Raw genomic sequence first — 23,856 nt, 5'->3', positions numbered from 1 at the left:
GCACCACAGGTCACCTCACCCGTGCGACAGCCCCACTGTCGTCAGCGAAGTGGGGAGTGATCGAACACTGGCGACGACCCGCTACCTGTCGTCGCGGCGCAACCTGGCCCGACGGCGGCGGCCGCCGCTGTGGCGCCGTCCTGTGTGGAGCCGATCGGCCTCAGCCGGTCGGGTCCTCATCGGTGGGCCGCTCGTACACCTCGACGGTCACAGCGACCGACGCCTCAGCGCCGCTGATGCCCAGCGTGACCGTGTGCTTGCCCTTGTCGAGCGCCACCCAGGCGTCGAGCCCGCGGGCGACCTCCTTGCCGTCGATACTCCAGACCGCCGACTCGTCGGCCGCATCCTCGGCGACGCCGAATGCCGAGCCCCACAGCCGCAGCTCCTGCCCGGCGGTGTACGTGCGCCCGTCCTGCGGGTGCAGGATCGCCACCTGCGGCGCCCTCTCGGGCACCGTGACCGTGACGGGTTCGGATGCCGTCGAGTGGAAGCCGTCGTGAGCGACGACCTGCAGCAGCACCTTCCCGGCGGGCAGCACGTCCGGGCCGACGGTGAACGATCCGCCGACCAGCCCTGTGGCAACCGAGCGCCATTCCTCGCCGTCGGCCGACCAGCGGACCCAGTGGTCGGATGCGCCCTTCGACTCCCACCGAAGTGTGACGGAACCGTTCTTGGCGGACCTCGGCCGGGCGACGTCGACGGTCGGCGATTCGTCCGGCGCCTCCCGGCGCCAGACCACGTCGTCGCCGTCGACGATCTCGAGCGCGGCGCCCCCTTCGACGTCCGGGAGGAGGACCTGTGCCACGTAGCTGCCGCCGTCAGCGGCGTCGGACACGAGCGCATCGTCGGCGCAGCCGCAGCCGGACGCCGCCGTGGTGAGCCGTCCCAGCTGGCCTTCCGCGATGACGCGGCCCTCGCCGTCGACGAGGCGTACGCCGAAGCGGGTACGACCAGCGACCGGAAGGTCGGTGTACATGCCGGTCCGGGCGACGTCGACCTGGTCGACGAGTCTGCCGTGGTCGACCTGGACGATCACGGAGATCACGCGCTCGAAACGCGAGGGCGGGAACACTGGCAGCTCCACCTCCTTCTTGAGGTCCAACCACCACCACTCCTTGAGCTGGACCTCCTCCCACACCAGATCGTGCCACCAGGGCCAGTCGATACCCACCGTGGTGGGCGTGAACTGCTGGTTGTCCGTGAGGCGGCCGTAGTTGTACGGCGAGATCCACTGTGGACCGGCGTAGCCCATGACATCGCGGTGGACGTCCGGCGTCTTGACCTGTCCGTTGTTGATGTCGAGCCCGTACTCACCTGTCCGCCCCTGCGCGACCCCGGTCGGGTCGTAGGGCTCGTAGGCCGGGAAGTTCGGGTCGGCGTTCGGCGCGCCGCCCGACGGCGCGTGCGGCAGCCCTGCAGCATGCCCTGCCTCGTGCGCGAGCGTCCACGGCTGTCCGATGGGCCCGACGGCGACGCCCCCGCCGCCGCAGCCGCCCACCGGGCCCATGGGGGTGCCGGCCGGCAACAGCCCGTAGTAGATCCAACCTGCCTGGTTTCCGTCGGCCGTGCGCACCCCGGCCACTCGCGCGTGCAGGGCGTTCCACTGGGTGCCGCAGCCCGAAGCCGGGAACGAGGTGTCCTGCAGGTGGTTGGTCTGCACGAGCGATCCGGCGATCCGAAACCTCGCCGCGGAACGCACCGGAAAGATGGTCAGCGCCACTCCGGCCATCGCCTGAAGATCGCCGACCGTGGGCGCGGCGAGCTGCAGGTTCGCATTGTTCGAGATGCTCGTCGGGCCGTTGTACGAGATGGCGACGCCGGCCAGCCGGAGGGTCTGGCGCAGGGTGGCGCCGACGTTGAGAGTCCTCTCGATCGTGGTGGATCCCGCCGACAAGTGGACCACCAGCCGTAGGTACCCCTGCACCTCCGAGGCCGGAACCACGAAGTTCACCGTGCGGCCGATGTCGCCGCGAACCGTCTCGTAGGGGGTGAACAGGCTCGGTTGCGTGCTGGGCGTCGAAGACGAATGTGCGGAAAGTATCGCGACGTCCTGGTAGAGGAACCCGAACACCCGGCGCTGCAGCCTGAGGGTCGCGTTGCCGATCGCCTGGCTGCCGATGAGGCTGCGCACGTACACCCGCACCCACATCGGCTTGTTCGCGACGATCCGCTGCGCGTTGTCACCCTGCCGGTCTCCGGGGTCGGTCAGGTGCAGCTCGGAATCGAAGAACTGGATCGCCTGCGTGACCTCGATCCCGCTGACCCAGGGCTTGAAGAAGACGCTTGCCGTATCGAGCTCACGAAGCCGGTCCAGTTCGGCGTGGTGCGCCAGGCTGGTGATGTCCATCGCTGCTCCTCGGGTGGTGCGAGCACCGATGCTCGCGCCTGTAAAGATCCGCGCGGCGGACGGCGAATACGTGATCGCTCTCGGCAACTCCAGCTCGCCGCGCGACCGCTTCTCGCTCCACCTTCGTCGCGAACAGCGCGATGGTCAGCACCCCGGCGCCGTAGACCACCCACTCGCGGGTGGCCTGAGCGGCGCCGGCGCGGCCGAGACGGCGCCTACGCCAGGCTTGCCGTCACCGTTCCTTCGCTCCGCACGGAGAACTCCAGCCGGATCTGGGTGAGTCGGCTCCAGTCGATCCCTGGCGGCAGCTCCTGGGGCCGAAGCGCGATCCGCCAAGTAGCGAACGGACCGACCGGCGCGATGCTCGGCAGCTCGCCGGGGACCGTGTCTTGCCAGAACGTGGCGCGCGTCTCGATCATCGGCGCAGTCCCTCCCGCGCCGGGGCGGTACTCGAAGGTGCGCTCGATCGGATCGTGCTGCACGTCGACGAGCTCGCCGTCCGCGGAGGCGAGCTGCTCGTCACCGAGCTGGCTCAGGTGCACCTGGAACGTCTGCCCGGGCCTAAGAGCGGACTCCAGACCTTCGAGGTAGCACCGCACGTCGTCCAGCCGTACGTTGAACAGCCCGGCGAACGGCGAGTCGTCAAGCGAGGTGGACCGGTCCACCGGAGGGATCTTGTGCTGGACGAAATGGGCTCGCTCGTTCAGGTCGTCGTCCGTCCCGCGGTCCTTCGCGAGCGTGGCCGCCGCGCCTCGTGGCCCACCGCCGGGGATCGTCACGACGATCGGCTCGGCGCGCCTGGCGAGGCCGGTGGTCTGCAGCGCATGCACCGACCCGAGCGCCTCCGCCTTGAGCGCGCCGAGAGCGGACGCGACGTCCTGGGGCGTGACGTCGCCGGGATTCGGGCCGGCGAAGGTGGACGCGAACACGTCGGTCGTCGTGTCGAGGGACCAGAACCGGTACGCGCGAGCTGCCAGGTACAGCTCCTCGATGCACCGGTCGCGTGCCCGCGAGTAGAGCTGCTGCACATATCCGTCGAGTGCCGGGGCGGAGGCAGCCGCGAGCGCCGCCTCGCCCAGAGCACCGACGGCCTGTACCTGTGCCAGCGTTTGGGTCGCCCCGGCGAGCTGGCCGAGGGTCGCGTTGTAGTCGAGCACTGCGGCGTTGCGGGCGAGCACCGCCTGCGTGTAGTCGTCCATGGCCTTCTTGGCGTCGTCGGCGCCGTCGATGGCCGTGTAGCTGCCGAAGAGCGAGTCGAGGTCGGACTGGGTCGCCAGGAGCTTGTACCCGTCGGGATCGTCGAGCGTGACGATCCCGTTCGACATGACGTGGTACGCGTCCTGCGCAGTCTTCACCGACTGGCCGAGCACGTCCAGCCGTTTGACGACGGCGGACTTCGACGCGGTGGTCCCGTCGTCGGCTTCGACGGTGGTCAGCGTCGACTCCCACATCTTGAGCTCTTCCGTGCCTGCGACGGCGATCATCGCGGGCGGGTCCGCCGCTGCGTACGCCGACTGCTCGACCAGCCCGAGGAACTGGTCGAAGGACGGCAGCGTGAACGCGCTCTTGACCCCTTTGACGAACTTGTCGGCGGCGGCCTGGAGGGAGTGCTTGAGGTCCGCGATGTTGCCGGCGGCCGTGTCGATCTGGTTTCTCAGCGAGTCGCGGCGCGCGGTGAGGTCGGTGATCTGCTGCTGCACCGCGGCGGCGGTGTGGCGGGAGGATGCGAGGACGGCACCCGCCTGTGCGGCCCGCTGACCGGCGTCCGTGCGCGCGACCTCCCACTGCTGCTTGAGAGTCGCGACGGCGGTGAACAGCCCGATCGACCCGGTCGTCAGGTCGCCGAGGAGCGCCTCGTAGTCGTGCATCGCGCCGAGCGGCGCCCACGATGACGTGTGGCCGAAGGTGTCGTTGGTCGGCAGACGCAGGCTGGCGTACAGGCCCTGCGCGACGGCACCGGCGGCGGTCCCCGGCACGTAAGGACCGACGGCCATGAGCCAGGCCAGACGGGCGAACAGCGCGGCGACCTCGTCGCTGTCGTCGCGATCGAGCCCGAGCGCGTCGCGGCGGGTGCGGTCCATGAGCATCGTGAGCTGCACCGGTTCGGCGGTGAGCGCGATCGCCGCGCCGTCCGCCGAGGGCGTCACCGTCGTCGGGTGGGGCTTTCTCGTCGCGACGACGGCCGCCTGGGGAGTATTGGGGGCCAGGGGCGCGAGGACGGACCCCGCCTTGCCCGCCTTGAGCTCGATCACGGTCTCGCCACCGCCCCCGTATGCGCCCTTGCCACCCGCACCCGGAGTGCCGTCCTTTCCGTGGGATCCCACCGTGCCGTCCATGCCGGACGGCCCGTCTTCAGACGTCACGGTGGGCGGTGCGGCCATCGGCGACAGGGCGTCCATGCCGATCGATCCGCCGTAACCACCAGGACCCCCGGGGCCCCCAGGACCGCCCGGGCCGCCCGCACCGGCGGCGGCCCCGTCAGAAGCGTCCCACTGGTCGACGGGCGTCTTCATCTCGGCGTCCCAGCCCTTGCCGCCGTCTCCGCCGGGCTGACCTGGCTGACCGGGCTGCCCGGACTGCCCCGACCCGCCCACAGCCTTCAGCTCGAGGGTCGTCCCCGGGGCGTACTCGATGCCCCCGCAGCGGATGTCGATCCAGCCTGCGTCGTAGCCTTGCTGGCCAGCGGCGCCGGCGGCTCCGGCCGCACCGCACGTGCCGTTGCCCGGGTACCGCCACTTGTCGGGGATCAGGAACTGGTAGGTGTACTTGCCGTCGGGGCCGTCCTTCGCCTGGGGGAGGACGACGAGAGCTCCTGCGGCGCTCGGCGGCGCGAGGCCGCTGACGTCGACGACACACGCGGCGTCCCCGAACGCGTCGGTGCCGACCTCGAGCACCCGCGCGTGGATCTTCACACCCCGCGAGCGTGCTGTCAGGACACCCTCGCAGCGCACGACGTCGCCGTACACGACCAGGTCGGCCGTGTCGGGCACGTTCACCGCCGTGTACCCCGCCGCGGCCGCCGAAGGCGGCGCGCCGGCCGGGACGAGCACCACCGGCCCCGACGCGCGCACGGTCACGGTGCGCGCGAACCCGTCGCCGTCGAGGTCGGTCTCCTGGGAGAACCCCGGGCCGAACAAGACGGCCTGGGCTTCCGTCGTCGTCGGGCTCACGACGCTGCGACCTTGGCCGGGCTGAACAATCCCGCGTTGACGTAGAAGTCGGTGTTCTTGGCGACGCTCGCCGCGATGGCTCGCAGCCCGTCGCGAAGCTGACCGACCGCCGCGTCTGCCAAGAGCAGACCCCCCAGTCCTTTCTGGATCTTCTTCAACCGGACGTCGTACAGCTCGATCTTGCTGGCGACCTCGCGCTCGGCGCTGAGATAGGCCGCACCCGTCCGGACTGAGCCGTCCGGCGTCGCCTTGGCCAGCCGTTCCAGGCTCGCCCCGAACCCTGAGTCGAAGACGTTCGACACCGCGGCGGCGGTGGGCTTGTCGATCCTGCCGAGCGTCGTGCTCCCGTAGGTCTTGAGCCGGGACCAGAAGCTCGCGTAGGCCTCGTTCTTCAGCGCCGCGTCGAACTTCACCCGGGCAGCCGGCGGCCTCGGCAACGGGATTCCGTCCTTCGACGAGGCCGCGAACGCCCCGAGCCGATCCCGCAGGCCGCCGGCCGGGTCGGCGAGCTGGCTCGCCTGGTCTCCGAGCTCACCGCAGATCGCGTCGACCACGCCGGTGAAATGGAGACGCAGGTAGGTCGCCGGGAACTGGGCCACGGCGTCGCGATAGTCGGTGAGGGTGTCGCTCAGCCTGGTGGCGATCGGCTCCAGTGCCGCGGAGTCGAACGGGTCTGCGTCCTTCTGCCTCTGCCACGCCTTCAGGTCCGAGGTCGGGTCCGGGAGCGCCTTGAACGCCGCCGCGTAGCCGTCCTTCACCCAGTCGTCATCGATCTCCTTCGCCTTCGACTTCCCGATCCTTTCCATGTGCGAGGCGAGTGCGCTCCACGCCTTGGCAAGGTTCTCCGAGTTCGCGGCGACGACTCGCTCCTGGTCGCCGAGGCTGTGCCGGTACGTACCGTCGGGCTTCCTGAAGATCCCCACCCCACCACGGGTGCTCCCGACCAAGGCGGAGAACTGCTGCGAGACACCGGCGAGGCCTGTCGCCGCCGGCGTCGCCGTCCCTGGCCCTCCGGAGCCGGAGCTCGAGGAGCTGGAGCTCGAGGAGCTGGAGCCCGAGGAGCTGGAGCCCGAGGAACTGGAGCCCGATCCGCTCGTCGTGCCACTGCCGCTGCCCGTGCCAGGCGCTTGCTGCGAGGTCGACTGACCCTGCGGTGGGGTGGTCGTGCTCCCGTCGCCGGTACCAGTGCCCGACGTGTCGCCCGACGACCCGTCGTGGTCGCCCTGGCCGCCGGGTGGGACTCCCTCACCGGAATGAGTGCCGTGCCCCGGGGCCCCGGGGTCATCGTGCTCTCCCGAGCCGCTGTGATCACCTGTGCCGTGTTCGCCCGTGCCGTGCTCGCCGGACCCGTGGCCGCCTGTCTCGCTCATCGTCGCTCCCCGGACGCCTCATGGCTCCCGGGCACCTTCGGTCCGGCGCGCCGCCCTCTGTCTCCTGGCCAGGCCAGCATCCGAACGATGTCCCGCATACGCACGAGGTGGGAACGAATTCACCCGCACAAACGGGGTGCACCGCGGACATTCGAGACCGCAGCGCGTAGACGGCGAGTTCTTCGACCTGGAGGGTCTGCGCGGGTTTGTTGGCATGCCGGTCTGTGTGGACCGCACCATCGTCCCGCTCGCGGTCTGCCCGGGAGTTGACGGCGTCGACTTCGCCGACGCCTCGGACCGGCCGGCGGCGCAGTTCCCGCGCGGCCCCGGTGTCAGCGCGATCAACCCCAGGGCATCCTCCTGCTGCTCGCGCTGCTGTGGCAGTTCACCGCGCCGACCGGCTGACCGTCGCGGGTCGTGATGGGCGTCGACCTGCTCGTCGAGAAGGTGTGCGGCCGAGGTCTCCGTCGAATGCCCTGACCACCACCCCCGACGGGGGAGCGCCCGCCCCGAGCTCAGGCTCGAGGCGGGCCCCCTCGTGATGTCGGATCAGCCGCGGCCGGTCACGCGCCGGGTCGTCGGTTCGCCTGCGACCAGCGGCGCGTGGCCGGTCACGCGCCGGGTCGTCGGTTCGCCTGCGACCAGCGGCGCGATGGTGATCGCGTCGATGTTCGGCGCGAACGCCTCCGGGTTCCCGAACCGCAGCGGCCGGTCGGCGGTCGCGAGGGTCACCGGGACGGTGCGGTCCCAGAAGCTGTCCCACGAGAACGTGTAGCGGAAGTGGGTGGCCCCGGCGACGGAGTCGCCCTCCCGGACCTGCAGCTCCCGATCGACGACCTGCGGGTTGTAGTCGTGCTTCCCGGAGAGCTCCGCGTTGGCGTACCGGACGGTGACGTCGTAGTCGCCGGCGGCGTCGAAGCCCGCGGCGCGGGCGATCTCGAGGTAGTTCTCCTCGCCGTCGCCGAGCCACTCGACGACCTTGCCGCCCGAGGCGTTGGAACCCGAGGCTGCGCTCTTGCTCGCGACGACGGCGGTGCCGTGGAGGTCGGTGTCCTCTGCCTCGACGGTGACGGCGGCGTCGTCGGACGCACGCGTGGTCGTCACCGACTCGACGAGCGCCCCGGTGACCGACGTGAGCTCGAGCTCGTTGATGCCCTCGGCGAGGTGGACGCGGGCCGTGGAGACCCATGAGCCGGGGCGCGGGGTGTCGAACGTCGTCGCCGCACGCCCGTTGGCCGACAGCGTCAGGTCCGAGGACGCCGACGTCGTGTGCCGCACGGCGATGTCGTAGTAGCCGGACTCCATCGCGGTCGCGTACACCTCGGCACGCTGGCCGTCACCCTGAACCCCAGCGGATCCCTGGGCCTTGCCGCCGTCCCAGTCCAGGCCGGCGCCACCGGCGAAGCGCATCGTGCGGGCCGGGTACGCGGTCGGCTCGCCGTCGCTGACGTCGGTCAGGACGAGCTTGTCGAGCGTGATGTCGGCGTTCGGCAGCAGCGTTCGGCCGTCCTCGCTGGCCCGCAGCGAGAGCACGTGCTCGCCCGCGGCGAGCTCGACCTGCACCTCGGTGCTGCCGCGGTACTGCCACTTCTGGGCGCTCGTGAGCGCGAGGTCGGCGGTGTACTGGACGGGCTGGTCGAGCGCGCCGTCCACGAAGAGCGCGTGGCGTCCGGGGACGCCGGGCGTGGCGCCGATGACCTGCAGGCGGTAGGTGCCGTCGCGCGGCACTGTCACGGTCCAGTCGGCGCGAGAGGTGGCCTTGTTGAACGAGCCGACGTCGTGCCCGCCGGAGGCGAGGAACTTCCAGCCGCCGTCGCCCTGCGGGTCCTGGGCGTAGACCTGGGCGTCGGTGAGCGCGGTGTCCTCCGCCTCGATGCTCGTCGTCCACGTCGGCGCGGCCGCGGCCTCGTGCGCCTGTGCCGGGGTGACGAGCACCTGGTACGCGGCGTATCGGTCGTAGGTGTCGAGGTCGAGCGCCAGCTCCCCGGAGCGCACCGTCGCGCCGTCGAGCCGCTGCACCACGCGCGGGGTGCTCGAGAGCCCCTGGGCCCCGGACAGGGTGACCTCACGCACCTCGACGTCCACCTTCTGGCCGAAGGTGCGCCGGTCCAGGCCGGACAGGTCGAGACGGACGTCGTCGTCGGTGCCGCCGAGCAGGACGGTCGCGCGGCGGTTCGCGGCGTCGATCGCGCCGATGCCCTGCAGGGTGTCGACGGTGTCCGGGTGGGGCGGGTCGACCTGGACGGTCTGGCTGCCCTCGAGGTCGCCGTACCACTTGAACATCCACCAGCCGGCGTTGGCGCCGCCGGCGCGGGCGGTGTTGTCCGACAGGTTCCCCGCGTAGTTCCAGTAGGCCGTCTGGGCGTCGACCTTCTCGTCCTCGAACATCGACAGCCACTGCACGAGCTGGCCGGGCACGCCCATGTCGCGCAGCATCCCGTACTCGGTGATGTTCACGTGGATCGGGTCGATCCCGAGGTCCTGCTCCAGCTGCCGGTAGTCGCGCATGTGGGAGCGGAAGGTGGCGAGGTTGTCGATGCCGAGCTCGTGCCAGATGAACACGTCGGGGAGGACGTCGTTCGCCTTGGCGTAGGTGAGGTAGTCGGCCGACCGCTCGGGCTGCCAGCGGGTGTCCCCGGGGCCGCCGATGCGGGCGTGGCCCAGCCCGTGCCGGTCGTAGACCTCCTGGATCTTCTCGTACGTGGCCTGCCAGTCCGCGAGGAACTGGTCCTGCTGCGCGGCCCAGTCCGGGTACCAGTTGCCGCCGTCGGGCTCGTTGAACGGGATGAACAGGTACTTCTCGGGGTGGTCGGACTGCGTGGCGACCGCCTCGGTGACGAACTCGACGATCTCGAGGTAGTCCCACACGCCGTTCGACTGCTCGACGAAGGTGCCTGTTGTCTGGTCGTAGGTGCGGGCGTCGCCGGGGCGCTTGCCGCCGTTGTAGGACCAGTCGGGGTAGTAGTCCTGGATGTAGATCGCCAGCTCCTGGCCGTGCTTGGCGAAGAAGCCGTCCTCGATCGTCAGCGCGTCGCCGCTGGGGTGCTGGGTGCCGTAGGGCGCCTTCTGGGACGAGTTCGTAATGTGGGCGCCGTCGATGAGCGCCTGGGTGGGTACGCCGTCGTCGCCGAAGCCGTACAGCGTGCCGGTCGCGCCGCCACGGAAGTCGCCGGTCGTCTGCGCGAAGTCCACGGACAGGACGTCGGGCACGGATCCTCCTTCGTCGGGTGCGGGCGCCGCCCATCCTGCCTGCGCGGAGACGCCGAGCGCGGCGACGGTCGCGGCGGCTAGGACGCGGCGGCCTAGGCCCCTGTGATGCACGCTTTCACGTGGCTGGGTCACGATCCACTCCTTCGTAGCTCCTGACGCCCGTCGTCGGGCGCCCTCGCCCATGAAAGCGTGGATCACACTCGTCCACAAGAGTGCGCGCCGGTCGCGTAACCTTGCGGCGTGAGCCAGGTCCCGAGGATGAAGCCGCCCGTCATCGCCGACGTCGCGCGGGTGGCGGGCGTGTCGGTGCCCACCGTCTCGCGGGTGCTCAACGGCACGGTTCCCGTCAGTGCCGAGCGTCGCGAGCGGGTCATGGCGGCGGTCAAGCAGCTGGGCTTCCGGCCCAACGGCGCGGCCCGGTCGCTGGCCAGCCAGGCCGGCTCGATGATCGCCGTCTTCGCGGGCAACACCACGCGCTACGGCTATGCGGCCACCATCCAGGGCATCGAGGAGGCGGCGCGTCAGGCCGGCTACATGGTGGTCATCTCCGTCGTGGAGACCGCGGACGGGCCCACTGTCGAACGGGCCATCGACCACGCTCTCGGTCAGCCGCTGGCCGGGGCGATCATCCTCGAGTTCGACCCGCCGGGCGTCGCCGCGCTGGCGCAGATGCCCTCCTGGCTGCCCGCGGTCGCCGCCGCGTCGGGAGGCTCGTCCGACGAGGCGATCTCGCACGCGTACATGGACGACCGCTATGCCGCGACGCAGGCCACCCGTTACCTGCTCGACCTGGGGCACCAGACCGTGCACCACGTGGCGATCCCGTCCGTCGGGGTGGAGAGCCCGCGCATGGTCGGGTGGCGCGAGGCGCTGCGGGACGCGGGGATCGAGCCGCCGCCGGTGATCCATGCTGGGTGGGACCCGCTGGCCGGGTACGACGCCGGGGTGCGGCTGGCGCGCCACGAGGCGGCCACCGCCGTGCTCGCCGGCAACGATGAGCTCGCGATCGGCGTCATGAAGGGGCTGGTCGACTCCGGGCGGTCGATCCCGGGCGACGTCAGCGTCGTCGGCTTCGACGACCACCCCCTGAGCCAGCTCTGGATGCCGCCGCTGACGACGGTGCGGCAGGACTTCGTGGGGCTCGGCCACCAGGTGTTCGGACTGCTCGTCGGGCGCATGGAGGCGGGCGAGCCGCGCCCCTCGGTGCGCATGGTGCCGGACCTGATCGTGCGCCGGTCGACCGGTCGCCCCGCGCCGCGGTAGGCGACGGGACCGGGAGGACGCTGGCGCGCGCCGGCGCAGCCGGGCGCGCTCGCGGGCTCGCTGAAACCGGGAATCAGATCTCACCCGGTCACTGGCCGACGGCACTTGCATTTTCAGATGATCGACGCTTTCATAGCGTGATTGACGACGCGCCATGGCGGCGAAGGAAGCGAGGCAGAGATGCCGGATCGGGCCGACGAGGGCCGCGAACTGATGACGTGGGGTGACGGCGCCCTTCGGCTGGTCGTGCGCCGCCCCCTGGACGGCCCGGTCGCCGTGTCCCTGGTCCAGGCCGGTGAGCGGCCGGGCCCGGTGGTGCAGCCGCTCGTCGAGATCCTCGCCGTCGGGCACGGGCACCGCTCCGCGAACCTGCGGAACACCGCGACCGAGATCGGCGCGCGGCTGCGGTACGTGCGCCACGAGGTGACCGGGACCCCGGGCTGGGAGCGGCTCGAGGTCGTGCAGCGCGACGACGTCAGCGGCCTGGAGGTGCACTCCGTCCTGCGCGCCCGCGCCGGCGGGACGTCGGTGCAGGCGTGGACGTCCGTGCGCAACACGGGGTCGTCGACAGTGCACCTCCAGGCGGTCTCGTCGCTTATGCTCGCCGACCCCTGCGGTCCGGACGGACTGGACGACGTCCGGTCCCTCGAGGGCGACAGCGAGTGGCTCGGTGAGTGGCGCTGGTCGTCGCGGCCGGTGCGTGGCCAGGACGGGCTGCCCGCGCTGGGCCTCGTCTCGCACCAGCGCCAGGACTCCCGAGGTGCACGCGCCGTCGTCAGCCACGGCACCTGGTCGTCGGGGGAGCACCCGCCCACGGGCACGCTCGCCACGGAGTCGGCCGGTCTGGCGTGGCAGGTCGAGCACCCCGGGCCGTGGCGGATGGAGCTCGGCGTCCGGCTGACCGCCGACGACCGTGAGGCCCTGGTGCTGGGCCTGCTCGGCCCGACGGACGCGGACCACGCCTGGGTGCGCAGCCTGGGGCCGGGCGAGGAGTTCACCTCGGTGCCCGTGTCGGTGGCTTGGGCCGACGGCGACTGGCAGGCCGCGGTGGGCGAGCTGACCCGCCACCGCCGCGCAGACCGCCGACCCGCCCGTGCGGTCGGGGCCGTCGTCTTCAACGACTACATGAACACGCTCATGGGCGACCCGACCACCGACAAGCTGTTGCCGCTGATCGCGGCGGCCGGCGAGGCCGGCGCCGACTACTTCTGCGTCGATGCCGGCTGGTATGACGACGGTGGCGACTGGTGGGACTCCGTGGGGGAGTGGCAGCCGTCGCGCGTGCGCTTCCCCGACGGCGGGCTCGACCGGGTCCTCGACGCGATCCGGGCCGCCGACATGGTTCCCGGGCTCTGGCTGGAGCCTGAGGTCATCGGCGTCCGCAGCCCGCTTGCGGTCCAGCTCCCCGAGGAGGCGTTCCTCCAGCGGAACGGCGTGCGGATCGTCGAGCACGGCCGCTACCTGCTGGACCTGCGTGACGAGCAGGCGCGCAAGCATCTGGACGACGTCGTCGACCGGCTGGTCGACGAGCACGGCGTGGGCTACTTCAAGCTCGACTACAACGTCACCCCGGGCCCCGGCACGGACCGCGATGCCGACAGCGTGGGCGACGGCCTGCTGCGGCACACCCGCGCGTACCTGACCTGGCTCGACGGCGTCCTCGAGCGGCACCCGAGCCTGGTCGTGGAGAACTGCGCGTCCGGGGCGATGCGCGCCGACAACGGGCTGCTGTCCCGCCTCGAGCTCCAGTCGACGACCGACCAGCAGGAGCCGTTGCGCTATCCGCCCGTCGCCGCCGGCGCGCTCGTCGGCGTCCTCCCGGAGCAGGCGGGCAACTGGGCCTACCCGCAGCCGTCCATGTCCGACGCGCAGATCGTCTTCACCATGGTGACCGGCCTTTCCGGCCGGCTGTACCTGTCCGGTCGGCTCGACGAGATGAACGCCGACCAGCGCGCGCTCGTCGCCGAGGGCGTGTGGGTGTCGCGCGACTGGGACGACGCGGCCCGCGACGCGGTGCCGGTCTGGCCGCTGGGGCTCCCGGACTGGGAGTCGCCCTGGGTTGCTGTCGGGCGCGCCACCGCCGACGAGACCTTGCTGGCCGTCTGGTGGCGCGGCGGCGACCAGCGTGAGCTCTCGCTCCCGGTGCCGCGCGGCACCGTCGAGGCGGTCTACCCCGCCGAGGCCACGGCGTCCGGCCTCGAGATGAGCCCGGAGGACGGGCGACTGCGGCTGCGCGCGGCCACGGGCGAGCCCGCGGCACGAGTACTGAAGATCCGCCATCAGGACGCGCGGTAGCACACCGTCGTCCAGCCAGGTCCCGACGTCATCGATGACGACGGGCGAGTTCCGAGGAGCTGATATGAAGAAGTATCTGACCGGCGCGGCCGCGGCCGCAGCAGTGGCGGCACTGACCTTGACCGGCTGCAGCGATCCCACCGCGGGCACGGGTGCGGGCGGTGGCGGGGGACAGGCCGTGGAGTGGCCCGACGCGACCGCCGACCTCGCCGGCACCACCCTCACGATCTGGGCCGCGCAGAACTCCAACACGGTGCCCGAGGCGGTCACGGCCGCGTTCGAGGAGGCCACGGGGGCGAAGGTGGAGATCGTCACGATCCCCGACCCGTACGAGCAGGGTATCCAGACCAAGGTCGCCACCGGCGACAAGCCGGACCTGGCGTTCTGGCAGCCGACGGCGTCGATGCTCACCGCGCTGAACGCCCCCACGAACCTGCAGCCGCTCGACGGCGCCCCGTGGCTCGACTCCTACAGCCCCGAGGTCAAGGACATCACCGGCACCCTTGACGACACCCGCTACGCGGCCCTCATCACGAGCCCGGCGGTGCAGGGCGTCTACTACAACAAGGAGGTCTTCGCCGAGCACGGGATCACGGAGACCCCCAAGAGCTGGGACGAGTTCGTCGAGCTCGGCCGCACTCTCAAGGGCGAGGGCGAGACCCCGTTCTTCGAGATGGCCGGTGACCAGTGGGCGACGCAGTGGTGGGTGCAGGTCCAGCTCGCCGACGCTGCCGCCGACGGACTGTGGGACCGCGTGAACACGGGTGAGGAGAAGTTCACCGACCCGACCATCCTCGGCGCGATCGAGACCTACAAGTCGCTCGTCGACGAGGGCCTGTTCAACGACGACATCAAGACCGCGACGCTGGAGGACCAGGCCGACGCGCTGCTCACCGGGGACGCGGCCATGGCCGTGCAGGTCAACTCGTTCTTCGGGCAGCTGCAGGCCAAGGCCGACACCGCCGAGCTCGACGAGGCGATCGGGTTCTTCCCGATCTCGCCCAGCGGCAACGTCGCGACCGTGATCCCCGACCAGTCCAACGCGCTGGTGGCGTTCAAGACCGGCGACGCCACGCGCGAGGCCGCGGCACGCCAGCTGCTGTCGTTCTGGCTCGGCGACGGCTACGCGGACTTCGTCGCCGACCGGCAGACCGTCTCCCTCCAGCCCGACGTGCCCACCCCGGACGGCGTGCCGCAGGCGCTGAAGGACGTGCACGCGTCGCTGGCCGACTCCGTCGGATCCATGCAGTCCCTGGCCGTGGCCAACCCCGACCTGTACATCTACCTGGCCGACATGATCCAGGGCACCACGACCCCGGACGAGGTCGCCCAGCAGACCCAGGACCAGTTCGCCCAGCTCGCCCGCGCCCAGGGCGTCGAAGGCTTCTGAGCCCAGCCGTGGTGCCGGGGCGGGCCGTCGCCCGCCCCGGCACCACCGAAAGGTGATGCACCGATGACCGCGACCCTCAGCACAGGCACACCGGCCCGCCCGGCGTCCACGCCCCGACGCACTACGCCAGGCAGAGACGAACGCACCCGCAAGAACCACCCGGCGTGGTTCCTCGTGCCCGCGTTCGTCGTCCTGGGCGTGTTCTTCTTCGTCCCGACGATCTTCAACTTCGTCTACGCGCTGACGGACTGGTCGAGCTTCAAGGCCTCGATCTCGTTCGTCGGGCTGCGCAACTTCGCCGACCTGCTCAGCAGCGGCACCCTGCTCTCGTCGCTGCGCATCACCCTGGTCTACGCGGTACTCGTGGCCATCTTCCAGAACCTGTTCGGGCTGCTGCTCGCGCTCCTGCTCGAGCGCGACACCCGCGTCAACCGGTTCGCGCGGGTCATGTTTTTCATCCCCGTGATCATGTCGGCGCTCGCGGTCGGGTACGTCTTCCAGGCGATGCTCAAGCCGGACGGCGCGGTCAACGGGATGCTCGGCACCCTCCTCGGCACCGACGTGACGATCCCGTGGCTCGGCTCCACCACCTGGACGCTGCTCGTCGTGGCGCTCATCCACTCCTGGAAGTGGATGGGCCTGTCGATGCTCATCTACCTGGCCGGACTCAAGACCATCAACGAGGACGTGCTCGAGGCGGCCCGGCTCGACGGCGCCTCCTCGTGGCGCACCTTCCGCGACATCCGGTTTCCCCTGCTCGCGCCGGCCATCACCTTCAACGTCGCGACCGCGCTGCTGGGGTCGATGAACGGGTTCGACATCGTCCAGGCGACCACCGGCGGCGGCCCCGCCCGGACGACGGAGCTGCTCAACATCTTCATCTTCCGGACCTTCGGTCAGGGCCTGTTCGCGCAGGCCACGACGATGAGCCTCGTCCTGTTCGTGGTGGTCGTCGCCCTCGCGTTCCCCGTCATCCGCAACCTTCGCAAGCGGGAGGAAGTCCTGTGATCTCGCAGACCGCTCACCCCAGCGCCCTGACCCGCTCCCGCACCACGCGGTGGACCGCCGGCGGCCGCACCGGCACCTGGCGCACCCTCCAGCCTGTCGTGGCACTGCTCGCCGTCGTCGTGCTGATCGGCATGCCGCTGTGGATCGTCGTCGTCACCGCCGGCAAGACTCAGGCCGAGGCGCTCAACCCCAACCTCGCCCTGCCCACGACGTGGCAGTACCTGGAGAACTTCTCGGCCGTCTGGGACCAGGGCCGCCTGCCCGCCGGATTCTTCGGCAGCCTGCTGATCATGGTGCCCGCCGTGATCGGCGTGCTCGTGCTCGGCTCGCTCGCCTCGTGGGTGCTGGCCCGCCGCACCACCCGCGGCTACGCCGTGCTCTACGCCCTGGCGATCAGCGGCATCGTGCTGCCCCCCGCCGTCGTCACCATCGTGCTGCTGCTGCGCCAGCTCGGGCTCGCCGGCACCGCCGTCGGGATGATCGGCGTCTACATGGGCATGTACATGTCGACGGTGATCTTCTTCGTCACCGGGTTCGTGCGGACCATCCCGCACGAGCTCGAGGAGGCCGCCCGCGTCGACGGCGCCGGACCCCTGCGCGTCTTCGGCACGATCATCCTGCCGCTGCTCGTGCCCGTGCTGTCCACCGCCACGATCCTGATCTGCCTGTACGTGTGGAACGACGTCTTCTACGCGTTCTTCGTCGTCGGCGGGAGGCTCGACACCCTGCCGCTCAACCTGTTCCAGGTCGCCAGCGCCGGGCTCTACCTCGACAACTGGCACCTGATCTTTGCCTACGTGATCCTTATGAGCCTGCCGCTGCTGGTCGTGTTCATCGTCGCGCAGCGCAAGATCATCTCGGGCATCACGTCCGGGGCGGTGAAGTAGTCCCGCGCCGAGCGCGCGGGCCGGGAGATCGTCCGCCACAGCGGGCATTCGCCTCGGCCCGCCGTCGGGCAGGTCGCACGCTCGATCAGGCTTCCGCCTGCTCGAGCGCCTGATCGGCGCGCTCGGGGCTGCCGTCGGCAAGGCCGTTCTCGATCCGGCGCCGCGACGCGACCAGCAGTCCAACGCCGACCAGGCACACGAGCACCTCGCTGACGGTGAGCGCCCAGATGATGCCGGCGAGCCCGAACCAGAGGTTGCCGAGGATCACGATGGGGATGAACAGCACGCCCTGCGACACCGACATCACGATCGCCGGGGTGGCCCGGCCGGTCGCCTGGAACAGCGACGTCATGAGCCCGGCGAAGCCGTTGGCGATCATCGCGACGAGCTGCGCCGTGAGGATCGTGGCGCCGATGGTCAGGACAGCGGGGTCGGAGACGAACGCGGAGAACACCTGGTCGCGGAACAGGATCACGACCGTGGAAAACAGCACCCCTAGGCCGCCGACGGTGAGTCCGGCCACCCGCAGGGCGGCGACGAGGCGGCCGCGGTCGCCCTTGCCGTACGCGTAGGCGAGCAGCGGCAGGATGCCGAGCGTGACACCCATGAGCAGGAACTCGGGCACCTGGGCGATGCGGACGGCGACGCCCATCGCAGCCAGCGGCCCGTCGCCGTAGGCCGCGGCGAGGTTGTTGAGCACCAGCGAGGTGACGATGAGGAACGAGGCCTGCAGCAGCTCGCCCACGCCGACGCCGAACACGGGCTTGATGACGTCGCCCGACAGGGTGAACCAGCGCGGCGCGAGGCTCATGTGCTCGCTGTGCCGGGTGAGCCAGGTGGCGAAGTAGGCGACGACACCGAGGTTGGCCAGCCCGGTCGCGAGGGCCACGCCGGCGACGCCCCAGTGCAGCACCAGGATGAACAGCACGTCGAGCAGCAGGTTCGCCACCGTGGAGGCGACGAGGCCGACCATGACCTGGCGTGAGGCGCCCTCGGCGCGGACGAGCTGCTCCAGGCAGAACGCCGCGGCGAGCACGGGGACGAAGGCGAGCATGACGGCGACATAGGTCGTGGTGGCCGACGTCGCGGCGTCGGCCGCGCCGAGCAGCGAGACGAGCGGGCCGAGGAAGACCAGCCCACCGGCGCCGAGCACGACGCCGGTGATCACCGCGCCCCAGACGGCGAACGACGAGACGTGCTTCACCTTGGATGCTTCGGCGGGGTCGCTCTCGGCCGCGCCCAGGAGGCGGGAGACGAGCGCCCCGCCGCCGACGCCGAACACGCCGCCGACGGCCATGACGAGGCCGAGGATCGGGGTGCCGAGCGTGACCGCGGCGAGCAGCGCGTTGTCGTGCAGCGAGCCGATGAAGCCGGCGTTGATGACGTTGTAGACGGCGCCGACGATCATCGCCGCGGCCATCGGCACGCACAGGTGCACGAGGGCGCGGACGATCGGCGCGGAGGAGAGGTACCAGCGGTTGGTGCCGACGGCGTCGGCCTCGCCGGGTGCCTGGGCAACCGGCGAGGATGGCGACTGGTCGGGGGGAGTGAGGTCGGTGGTGCTCATGGCGGCTGCTCCTTTTCGGGCAGGCTCGAGCGCACGCCGACGGGACGCCGGCGCGGCGGAGCGGAACAGGGTGTGGGGGAGCGGCCGACGCGCGGGGCGCGGGTCGGTCGGGTCACATCAGGTACGTCAGGACGGTGAGGTCAGTCCCGGGTGGGTTGCGGCAGCTCGGCGACGATCTTGCCGAGGAGCCGTTGCAAGGTGGCGCGCTCGTCGTGGTCCAGGGGCGCGAGGATCGTCTCGTCGACGGCGGCCATCGCGTCGGGGAAGCCGGCGACGAGCGCGGCGCCGGCCGGGGTGGCATGGACGCGCTTGACGCGTGCGTTGTCGGGTGCCGGGCGGCGCTCGACGAGGCCGCGCTGCTCGAGCCCCTTGAGGAGGCTCGTGACGCTCGCGGCGCTGGTGCGGCTCACCGCGGCGATGTCGCGCTGGATCGCGCCGGGGTTCTGCACGAGGTAGCCGAGCACGAAGGCCTGCTCGTGGCTGATCTCGCGCTCGCGGATCCAGTCCTCGCCGGCCTTGCGTTGCGCCCACCCGATCCAGCGGACCAGCTCGAGGCTGCTGGTGGGCATGGGCTGCTGGGTCATGATGAGGACTCTAACCGTTAGAGATCTAACTGTCAACGAGTGCGCCCTCAGCTCGAGGCGGCGCGTGGCCGCATGGCTACCGCAGGGCGTGAGTCACGTGCTCCGCAAGGGGCGACGGTGGCCAGCCCGTCGGCCCGTTCCTGCTCGGCTCCGGGTACGCGGGCGTGGACCGGGAGCGGTGGCATCTGCGCCGGTGTCTCGACCGCATCGTGAACCTGGCCGCGGTCTCAGACGACCTTGATCGAGTGTGCCCTGGCGCTGGCTCCGGTGAGGTACTTCGCGGCCGTCGAGGAGGGGGTGAACGTCACCACGACCGGATACGTCCGAGGGCCACGCTTCCTGGGAAGGGACACGACGACCTTGCCCTTGTTCGACGCGGTGAGCGACACCTTCTTGGTCGTCGTGCCGACCTTGACGGTGACGGTGCCGACGGGCGCTCTGACGCCTGTGGCCTTGACGGTGACGGCCACCTTCGGTGTCGTCGTCCGGCGGATCGTCGTGGCGGCCGGAGTCCCTGTGACGGTCGGCTTGACCTTCGGCACGACCGCGGTCGACCCCGTGGTCGTCGAGGCACTGGTGTAACCGGACTTGGTCGCGGTGACCTTCACGCTCAGGCGTGCACCGACGTCCGAGGTGCTGACCCGGTAGCTCGACGTGGACGCCCCAGGGATGGCCCGACCCGACCGGAGCCACTGGAATCGCACGGTGACGCCGCTCGTCGACCACCTGCCTTGAGTGGCGGTCAGGAGCGACCCGACCTTCGCGCTGCCGCCGATCGTCGGCGCGCTCGTCGCACGGGGCGCCGGGCCAGGGAGCACCTTGGCGGACGTCGTCGTCGACGTGGCGTCACGGTAGTCGACGTGTCGCGCCGTGATCCTGGCGGAGAGCTGGTGGCCGGCATCGGCTGCGACGGGCCGGTACGACGACGACGTGGCGCCCTGGATCGCCGCGCCGTCCCGGAGCCAGGTGTAGGCATAGGTGGCGTTCGGGACGTTCCAGGTCCCCGGCTTGACGCTGATGGCGGTGCCGACCGCCGGCGGCCCGGAGAGGGTCGGTCGCGCGGTGTTCGTCATGGTCACGGCGATATCAGCACCCGTGACCGCGGAGCCGCAGCTTTCGACGGTGACGGTCTTCCCGGACGTCGTGTCCCCGCCGGAATAGTAGGTGGCCGAGATCTTAGGGTCGTAGCTGTGCCCTCCGGCCGAGACCGAGTACCTGCCGGGGGCAAGCCCAGTGATCTTGAACTCGCCGTCCTCGTCCCTCCAGCCCGACCGGCTGGACGTGTCGTCGTCGAGGTTCGTCGCGGAGATGCCCCACAGCGTCATCTGTGGCCATTGATCGAGTCCGGTGACCCGGCCCGAGATCGAGCCGCATGCCGTGAGCGCCACGTCGACGTTCTCGGTGATCTCGCCGCCGACGAGGGTCACCGGCTTGGCGCCGGCCATGCTGAGCGAGCCGTCAGCACCGTCGTAGTACCTCGAGGCGAAACCTTCTCCGCCCTCGAACTTCACGAGATAGCTCCCTGGTGCGATCCCGGCGCGGTCGAGCGACCGGCCTGAGATCACGTATTCGCCCCCGGTCCCGTCGGGCCATGCGGGCGTGTCGTACGCGTGCCGCCCGTCGGTCGTATAAAGAGTCACGCCCCGGGCGAACTGCGGATCGAGCGCGGGACCGTCGATACGGCCGGTGATCCGCCCACCCGGGAGCGCGTCCATCGAGAGCGCAAGCTGCGCTCCCGGCGTGATGTCGATCAGCTCAGCGGCGTCGGCATCGGCGACGCCGGGATAGTAGGTCGGGAGGTAACCCACCTGACCCGCGTCGGCGTCGATCCTGAGCCGCCACTGCCCGAACACCCGCGTTCGGAACGTGTAGACGTCTGCTGACGAAGTCCCCCAGTAGTCAGCACGCACCGTCCCGTCCGGGGCCTCGAGATACGCGTCACCGATGCCCCAGACGTCGCCGTCGATTCCGGTCACGCGCACGGTGACGGAAGCGCTGGGCTGCGGCTGGTAGGCCACCCGCAGCAACTGGGACCCGTTTCCGACGGTGACCGGGACATGATCTGCGGCGACGGCATCGTCGGCCTCGTCACGAACCGTGACGAAGTAGTCGCCGGGCTGGAGGCCGTCGACCGAGAACTCATTCTCGGCCTCGACGCCGTCGGACGGTGTCCAGGTGCCGTCGAAGAGCCAGCCCGAACCGTGAACCGTGCCGTCGGCGTCCTCGACCGTCACCCACGGCCTGGCGAAGTCACAGTCGTCCGCCGCCACCTGCGAACAGTCCTTGTCGACGACGACGGTCAGGAGCCCGGCCCCGTCGTCAGCAACGGCCGGGGCCGTCGCAGCCACCACCATCGACATCGTGACCGCCGCCGCGGCCACGACGCGTCCCACACGTCGCACGGGAACCTCCATGTCAGGGCACGTCGATGGCGCCCAGGGCACGCTCCGGGAACCCGTGGCGCAGCCGAAGAATAGGGCCACCGACGACGACGCAAGTCCACGCGCGCGGGTGAACTTGGCCAGGTCGTGCCCACGGACGTCGACCAGCCCTCGCATGGGGGCGCTGGGCCGTCCCCGTGGGGCCGCGGACGCGGGGTGGCCGCGACCGACCGGCCCGAGTTGTGACCGTCCAGCTCGGCGCGGGCCTGTGCTCGCCGGACATCTCGTTCCGTGCGACGGAGCCAGTCGGCGAGCGGATCGACGTCGGAGAGCACACGATTGCGCAGGGCGTGGCCGGTGGGATCCAGCGCCCGAAGCCAGTCGGCGTATCGACGCATGCGGTCTGGAATCGCGTTCGGAACGAGACTGTGTGCGCGCGCAGGTCGTCGTAGCCGACGAGCTCCCGCGGCGCAGTTCCCGGACGCCCCTCCTCCAGCCCCACGATCCCGAGCGCACGGGCGCGCACGAACATGCTTGCCAGCCGCGTGTCCCGGAACTTGTGCGCTTGCCTGACCGGTTCCCAGTCGGCGTCGTACGGGTCGTGCAGGCCGCCGATGCGCTCCCGTCCACCGACGAGCCGGCCGGCCCTGAGGCCAGCGTCCAGACCTCCGCGGCGGGTCACCTCCCCGGCCGTTGCTTGCCCCGTGCGGCCTACGGACTCGGAACGTGCGATGGCGGGGCGAACTGGGGCTTGTTTCCGACCAGGTGCGTGAGCACCTGCAGGAATCGGAAGCCGTCGTCGCCATACTGCTTGGTCGACTTGCCGGCGATCGCGGCCAGCTCGTTGACCCGACGAGTGAACTCATGGTTGAGCACCAACGTGATGTCCTCGAACGCTTCGAGCCCACTGACGATGCCGGGCGGCACCTTGGGGGACCAGAACTCCACCGTCGGGGAGTCCTCGTTGTAGACGTTGCGGGCGTACTGGAGCGCCCTGTCCACCTTCCGTCGGACCGTCTCAACGGACTTTGCGTTCCCGCCGTAGTTCAGGTCATCCAGGTGGATCGCAACCTCAGCGATCCAGACAGACTGCTCCTCGCCCGCGCCGGCGATTCCGATGACATCGATCTCGCCCTGCTGCTCCGGAAGGTAGGCGTTGTACGCGACGGTGTGGCATCCGCGAACGTGGCGCAGGTACGCGCCCACCAGCGACTCTCCGATCTCCATCGATCGCTCCTTCGTCAGAAGATGTCGTCACTCGGAGACTCGCACACACCTATTGGGTGTGACGGTCTCGCTGCGGGTGATCTCGGCCGGGCAGGGGTATGCCTACCTTCTGCGGTCGGTCGTGACCGGCGAAGGGAACGCACCGCAGGCGTCGGCGTTCACGCGATACTTCACCGAGGCGGGGACGCCGCCGGGGGTGCCTCCCATCTGCCCGGTTCGGTGAATCTACTGAGACTGACGTCTGCCGACACGTTCACCCGTGTCGTGGGGCACCATCGAAAGGGTGCTCACGGTGATGTCATGGAACATGAACCAGCGCGAGTCGGCGTGGGACCGCCTGGAGGAGGTTGCGACCCGCAACGACGTGTCAGTCGCGCTGCTCCAGGAAGCACGCCGTCCCGAACGGTCGCTCCCCGCAGGGTGGAACGTGCACCCGCCGGCGGACGACGGGGCCCGATGGCGCATCGCCGTCCCGCGCCACTATCAGGCGGCGGACGGCAGCCTCCGCGAGACGAGGCGGCGGTTCGCCTCCGCCGTCGTCGGCCGCGACGACCTGTCCTTCACTCCGCGGGAGCCGATAGAGCTTCATCAAGCGGCCGAGGGGACCTTCGCAGCCAGCCACCCCGGACAGTTCGCCGTGGCCGACATCGGGCTCAACGGCGGACGACGCCTGACGGTGGTGAGCCTCTATGGGATCTGGGATCGCATGCTCGACAGCGGTGACATGTACGCCGAGGCCACGCTGCACCGGGCGATCTCCGACCTGACGATGGTCTTCCAGGAGCGCGGCAACGAGCATGTGCTGGTGGCCGGGGACCTGAACATCTACTCGTACGCCGACGGCACGGTGTGGGGCGACCGCTACCTCACCGTGTTCAGCCGGCTCGCCGCGTACGGCCTCGAGGCCGTCGGACCGTTCCGCCCCGACGGCGAGCCGCGGCTTGACCGCTGCCCGTGCCCCGACGTCGAGTGCCGGCACGTCAACACGTTCCTGTACCGGTCCGATCGGGGGAGCCGACCGCACCAGCTGGACTACGTCTTCGCGACGCCGGCACTGCGTGACCGGCTCACCGCCTGCTGGGCGGACCCCGACCCGGACTGGCCGACCCACAGCGACCACCGGCCGGTTCTCGCGTCGTTCGACCTGTGACGGCGCG

The 23,856-nt window shown here is 70.6% G+C and carries 15 protein-coding genes; 7 read left to right on the top strand and 8 right to left on the bottom strand.

Annotation, left to right across the window (positions count from 1 at the left end; translation table 11 throughout):
• Positions 1–160: 160 nt before the first annotated feature.
• The 3 genes from ABD254_RS20275 to ABD254_RS20265 form a co-directional block, all read right to left on the bottom strand.
• Complete coding sequence (locus tag ABD254_RS20275) at positions 161–2,347, bottom strand: M66 family metalloprotease (RefSeq protein ID WP_344250670.1); 2,187 nt, start codon at positions 2,345–2,347, stop codon at positions 161–163.
• Between the two features lie 215 nt (positions 2,348–2,562).
• Entirely contained in the window at positions 2,563–5,517 is a 2,955-nt protein-coding gene (locus ABD254_RS20270; RefSeq protein WP_344250668.1) for a hypothetical protein, read from the bottom strand.
• Complete coding sequence (locus tag ABD254_RS20265; RefSeq protein ID WP_344250667.1) at positions 5,514–6,464, bottom strand: hypothetical protein; 951 nt, start codon at positions 6,462–6,464, stop codon at positions 5,514–5,516. The genes ABD254_RS20270 and ABD254_RS20265 overlap by 4 nt, the downstream gene beginning before the upstream one ends.
• On the opposite strand from ABD254_RS20265, the gene ABD254_RS20260 reads away from it, so the two are divergent.
• Complete coding sequence (locus ABD254_RS20260; protein WP_344250666.1) at positions 6,451–6,663, top strand: hypothetical protein; 213 nt, start codon at positions 6,451–6,453, stop codon at positions 6,661–6,663. The two genes, ABD254_RS20265 and ABD254_RS20260, sit on opposite strands and share 14 nt — an antisense overlap.
• A 773-nt stretch (positions 6,664–7,436) precedes the next feature.
• Here the strand turns inward: ABD254_RS20260 and ABD254_RS20255 are convergent.
• Positions 7,437–10,097, bottom strand: a complete 2,661-nt coding sequence (locus tag ABD254_RS20255; RefSeq protein ID WP_344250665.1) for a hypothetical protein — start codon at positions 10,095–10,097, stop codon at positions 7,437–7,439.
• Between the two features lie 240 nt (positions 10,098–10,337).
• Between ABD254_RS20255 and ABD254_RS20250 the strand changes: the two genes are divergently transcribed.
• The 5 genes from ABD254_RS20250 (at position 10,338) to ABD254_RS20230 (ending at position 16,940) form a co-directional block, all read left to right on the top strand.
• Positions 10,338–11,360, top strand: a complete 1,023-nt coding sequence (locus ABD254_RS20250; RefSeq protein WP_344250664.1) for a LacI family DNA-binding transcriptional regulator — start codon at positions 10,338–10,340, stop codon at positions 11,358–11,360.
• A 180-nt stretch (positions 11,361–11,540) separates the two neighbouring features.
• Positions 11,541–13,655, top strand: a complete 2,115-nt coding sequence (locus ABD254_RS20245) for an alpha-galactosidase (RefSeq protein WP_344250663.1) — start codon at positions 11,541–11,543, stop codon at positions 13,653–13,655.
• Positions 13,656–13,719: 64 nt separating this feature from the next.
• Positions 13,720–15,045: an ABC transporter substrate-binding protein gene (locus tag ABD254_RS20240; RefSeq protein WP_344250662.1), complete on the top strand. Its 1,326-nt coding sequence runs from the start codon at positions 13,720–13,722 to the stop codon at positions 15,043–15,045.
• Positions 15,046–15,108: 63 nt separating this feature from the next.
• Positions 15,109–16,053 (top strand): carbohydrate ABC transporter permease, encoded by a 945-nt coding sequence (locus ABD254_RS20235; protein WP_344250661.1) that lies wholly within the window; start codon positions 15,109–15,111, stop codon positions 16,051–16,053.
• A complete protein-coding gene (locus ABD254_RS20230) occupies positions 16,050–16,940 on the top strand; it encodes a carbohydrate ABC transporter permease (RefSeq protein WP_344250660.1) in 891 nt (296 codons plus the stop codon). Before ABD254_RS20235 ends, ABD254_RS20230 begins: the two co-directional genes overlap by 4 nt.
• A gap of 85 nt (positions 16,941–17,025) precedes the next feature.
• On the opposite strand, the gene ABD254_RS20225 is transcribed toward ABD254_RS20230, so the two are convergent.
• From ABD254_RS20225 to ABD254_RS20210, 4 genes are all read right to left on the bottom strand, one after another.
• A complete protein-coding gene (locus tag ABD254_RS20225) occupies positions 17,026–18,507 on the bottom strand; it encodes an MATE family efflux transporter (protein ID WP_344250659.1) in 1,482 nt (493 codons plus the stop codon).
• A gap of 140 nt (positions 18,508–18,647) precedes the next feature.
• The gene (locus ABD254_RS20220) at positions 18,648–19,091 is read right to left on the bottom strand and encodes a MarR family winged helix-turn-helix transcriptional regulator (protein ID WP_344250658.1); all 444 of its coding nucleotides are present in this window, start codon (positions 19,089–19,091) and stop codon (positions 18,648–18,650) included.
• 227 nt (positions 19,092–19,318) lie between these two features.
• Positions 19,319–21,988: a hypothetical protein gene (locus ABD254_RS20215; RefSeq protein WP_344250657.1), complete on the bottom strand. Its 2,670-nt coding sequence runs from the start codon at positions 21,986–21,988 to the stop codon at positions 19,319–19,321.
• A gap of 195 nt (positions 21,989–22,183) precedes the next feature.
• Positions 22,184–22,699 carry a hypothetical protein gene (locus tag ABD254_RS20210; RefSeq protein ID WP_344250656.1) on the bottom strand — a complete coding sequence of 172 codons (516 nt, stop codon included), beginning with the start codon at positions 22,697–22,699 and terminating at the stop codon, positions 22,184–22,186.
• 283 nt (positions 22,700–22,982) lie between these two features.
• On the opposite strand from ABD254_RS20210, the gene ABD254_RS20205 reads away from it, so the two are divergent.
• On the top strand, positions 22,983–23,849 hold the full coding sequence (locus tag ABD254_RS20205; RefSeq protein ID WP_344250655.1) for an endonuclease/exonuclease/phosphatase family protein: 867 nt from the start codon (positions 22,983–22,985) through the stop codon (positions 23,847–23,849).
• The last annotated feature ends 7 nt before the right edge of the window (positions 23,850–23,856 follow it).

This window comes from Isoptericola hypogeus (assembly GCF_039531145.1).
Classification (GTDB): Bacteria; Actinomycetota; Actinomycetes; order Actinomycetales; family Cellulomonadaceae; genus Isoptericola; species Isoptericola hypogeus.
Note: the sequence above shows the minus strand (reverse complement) of the source record. Positions and strands in the feature narration are given on the sequence as shown.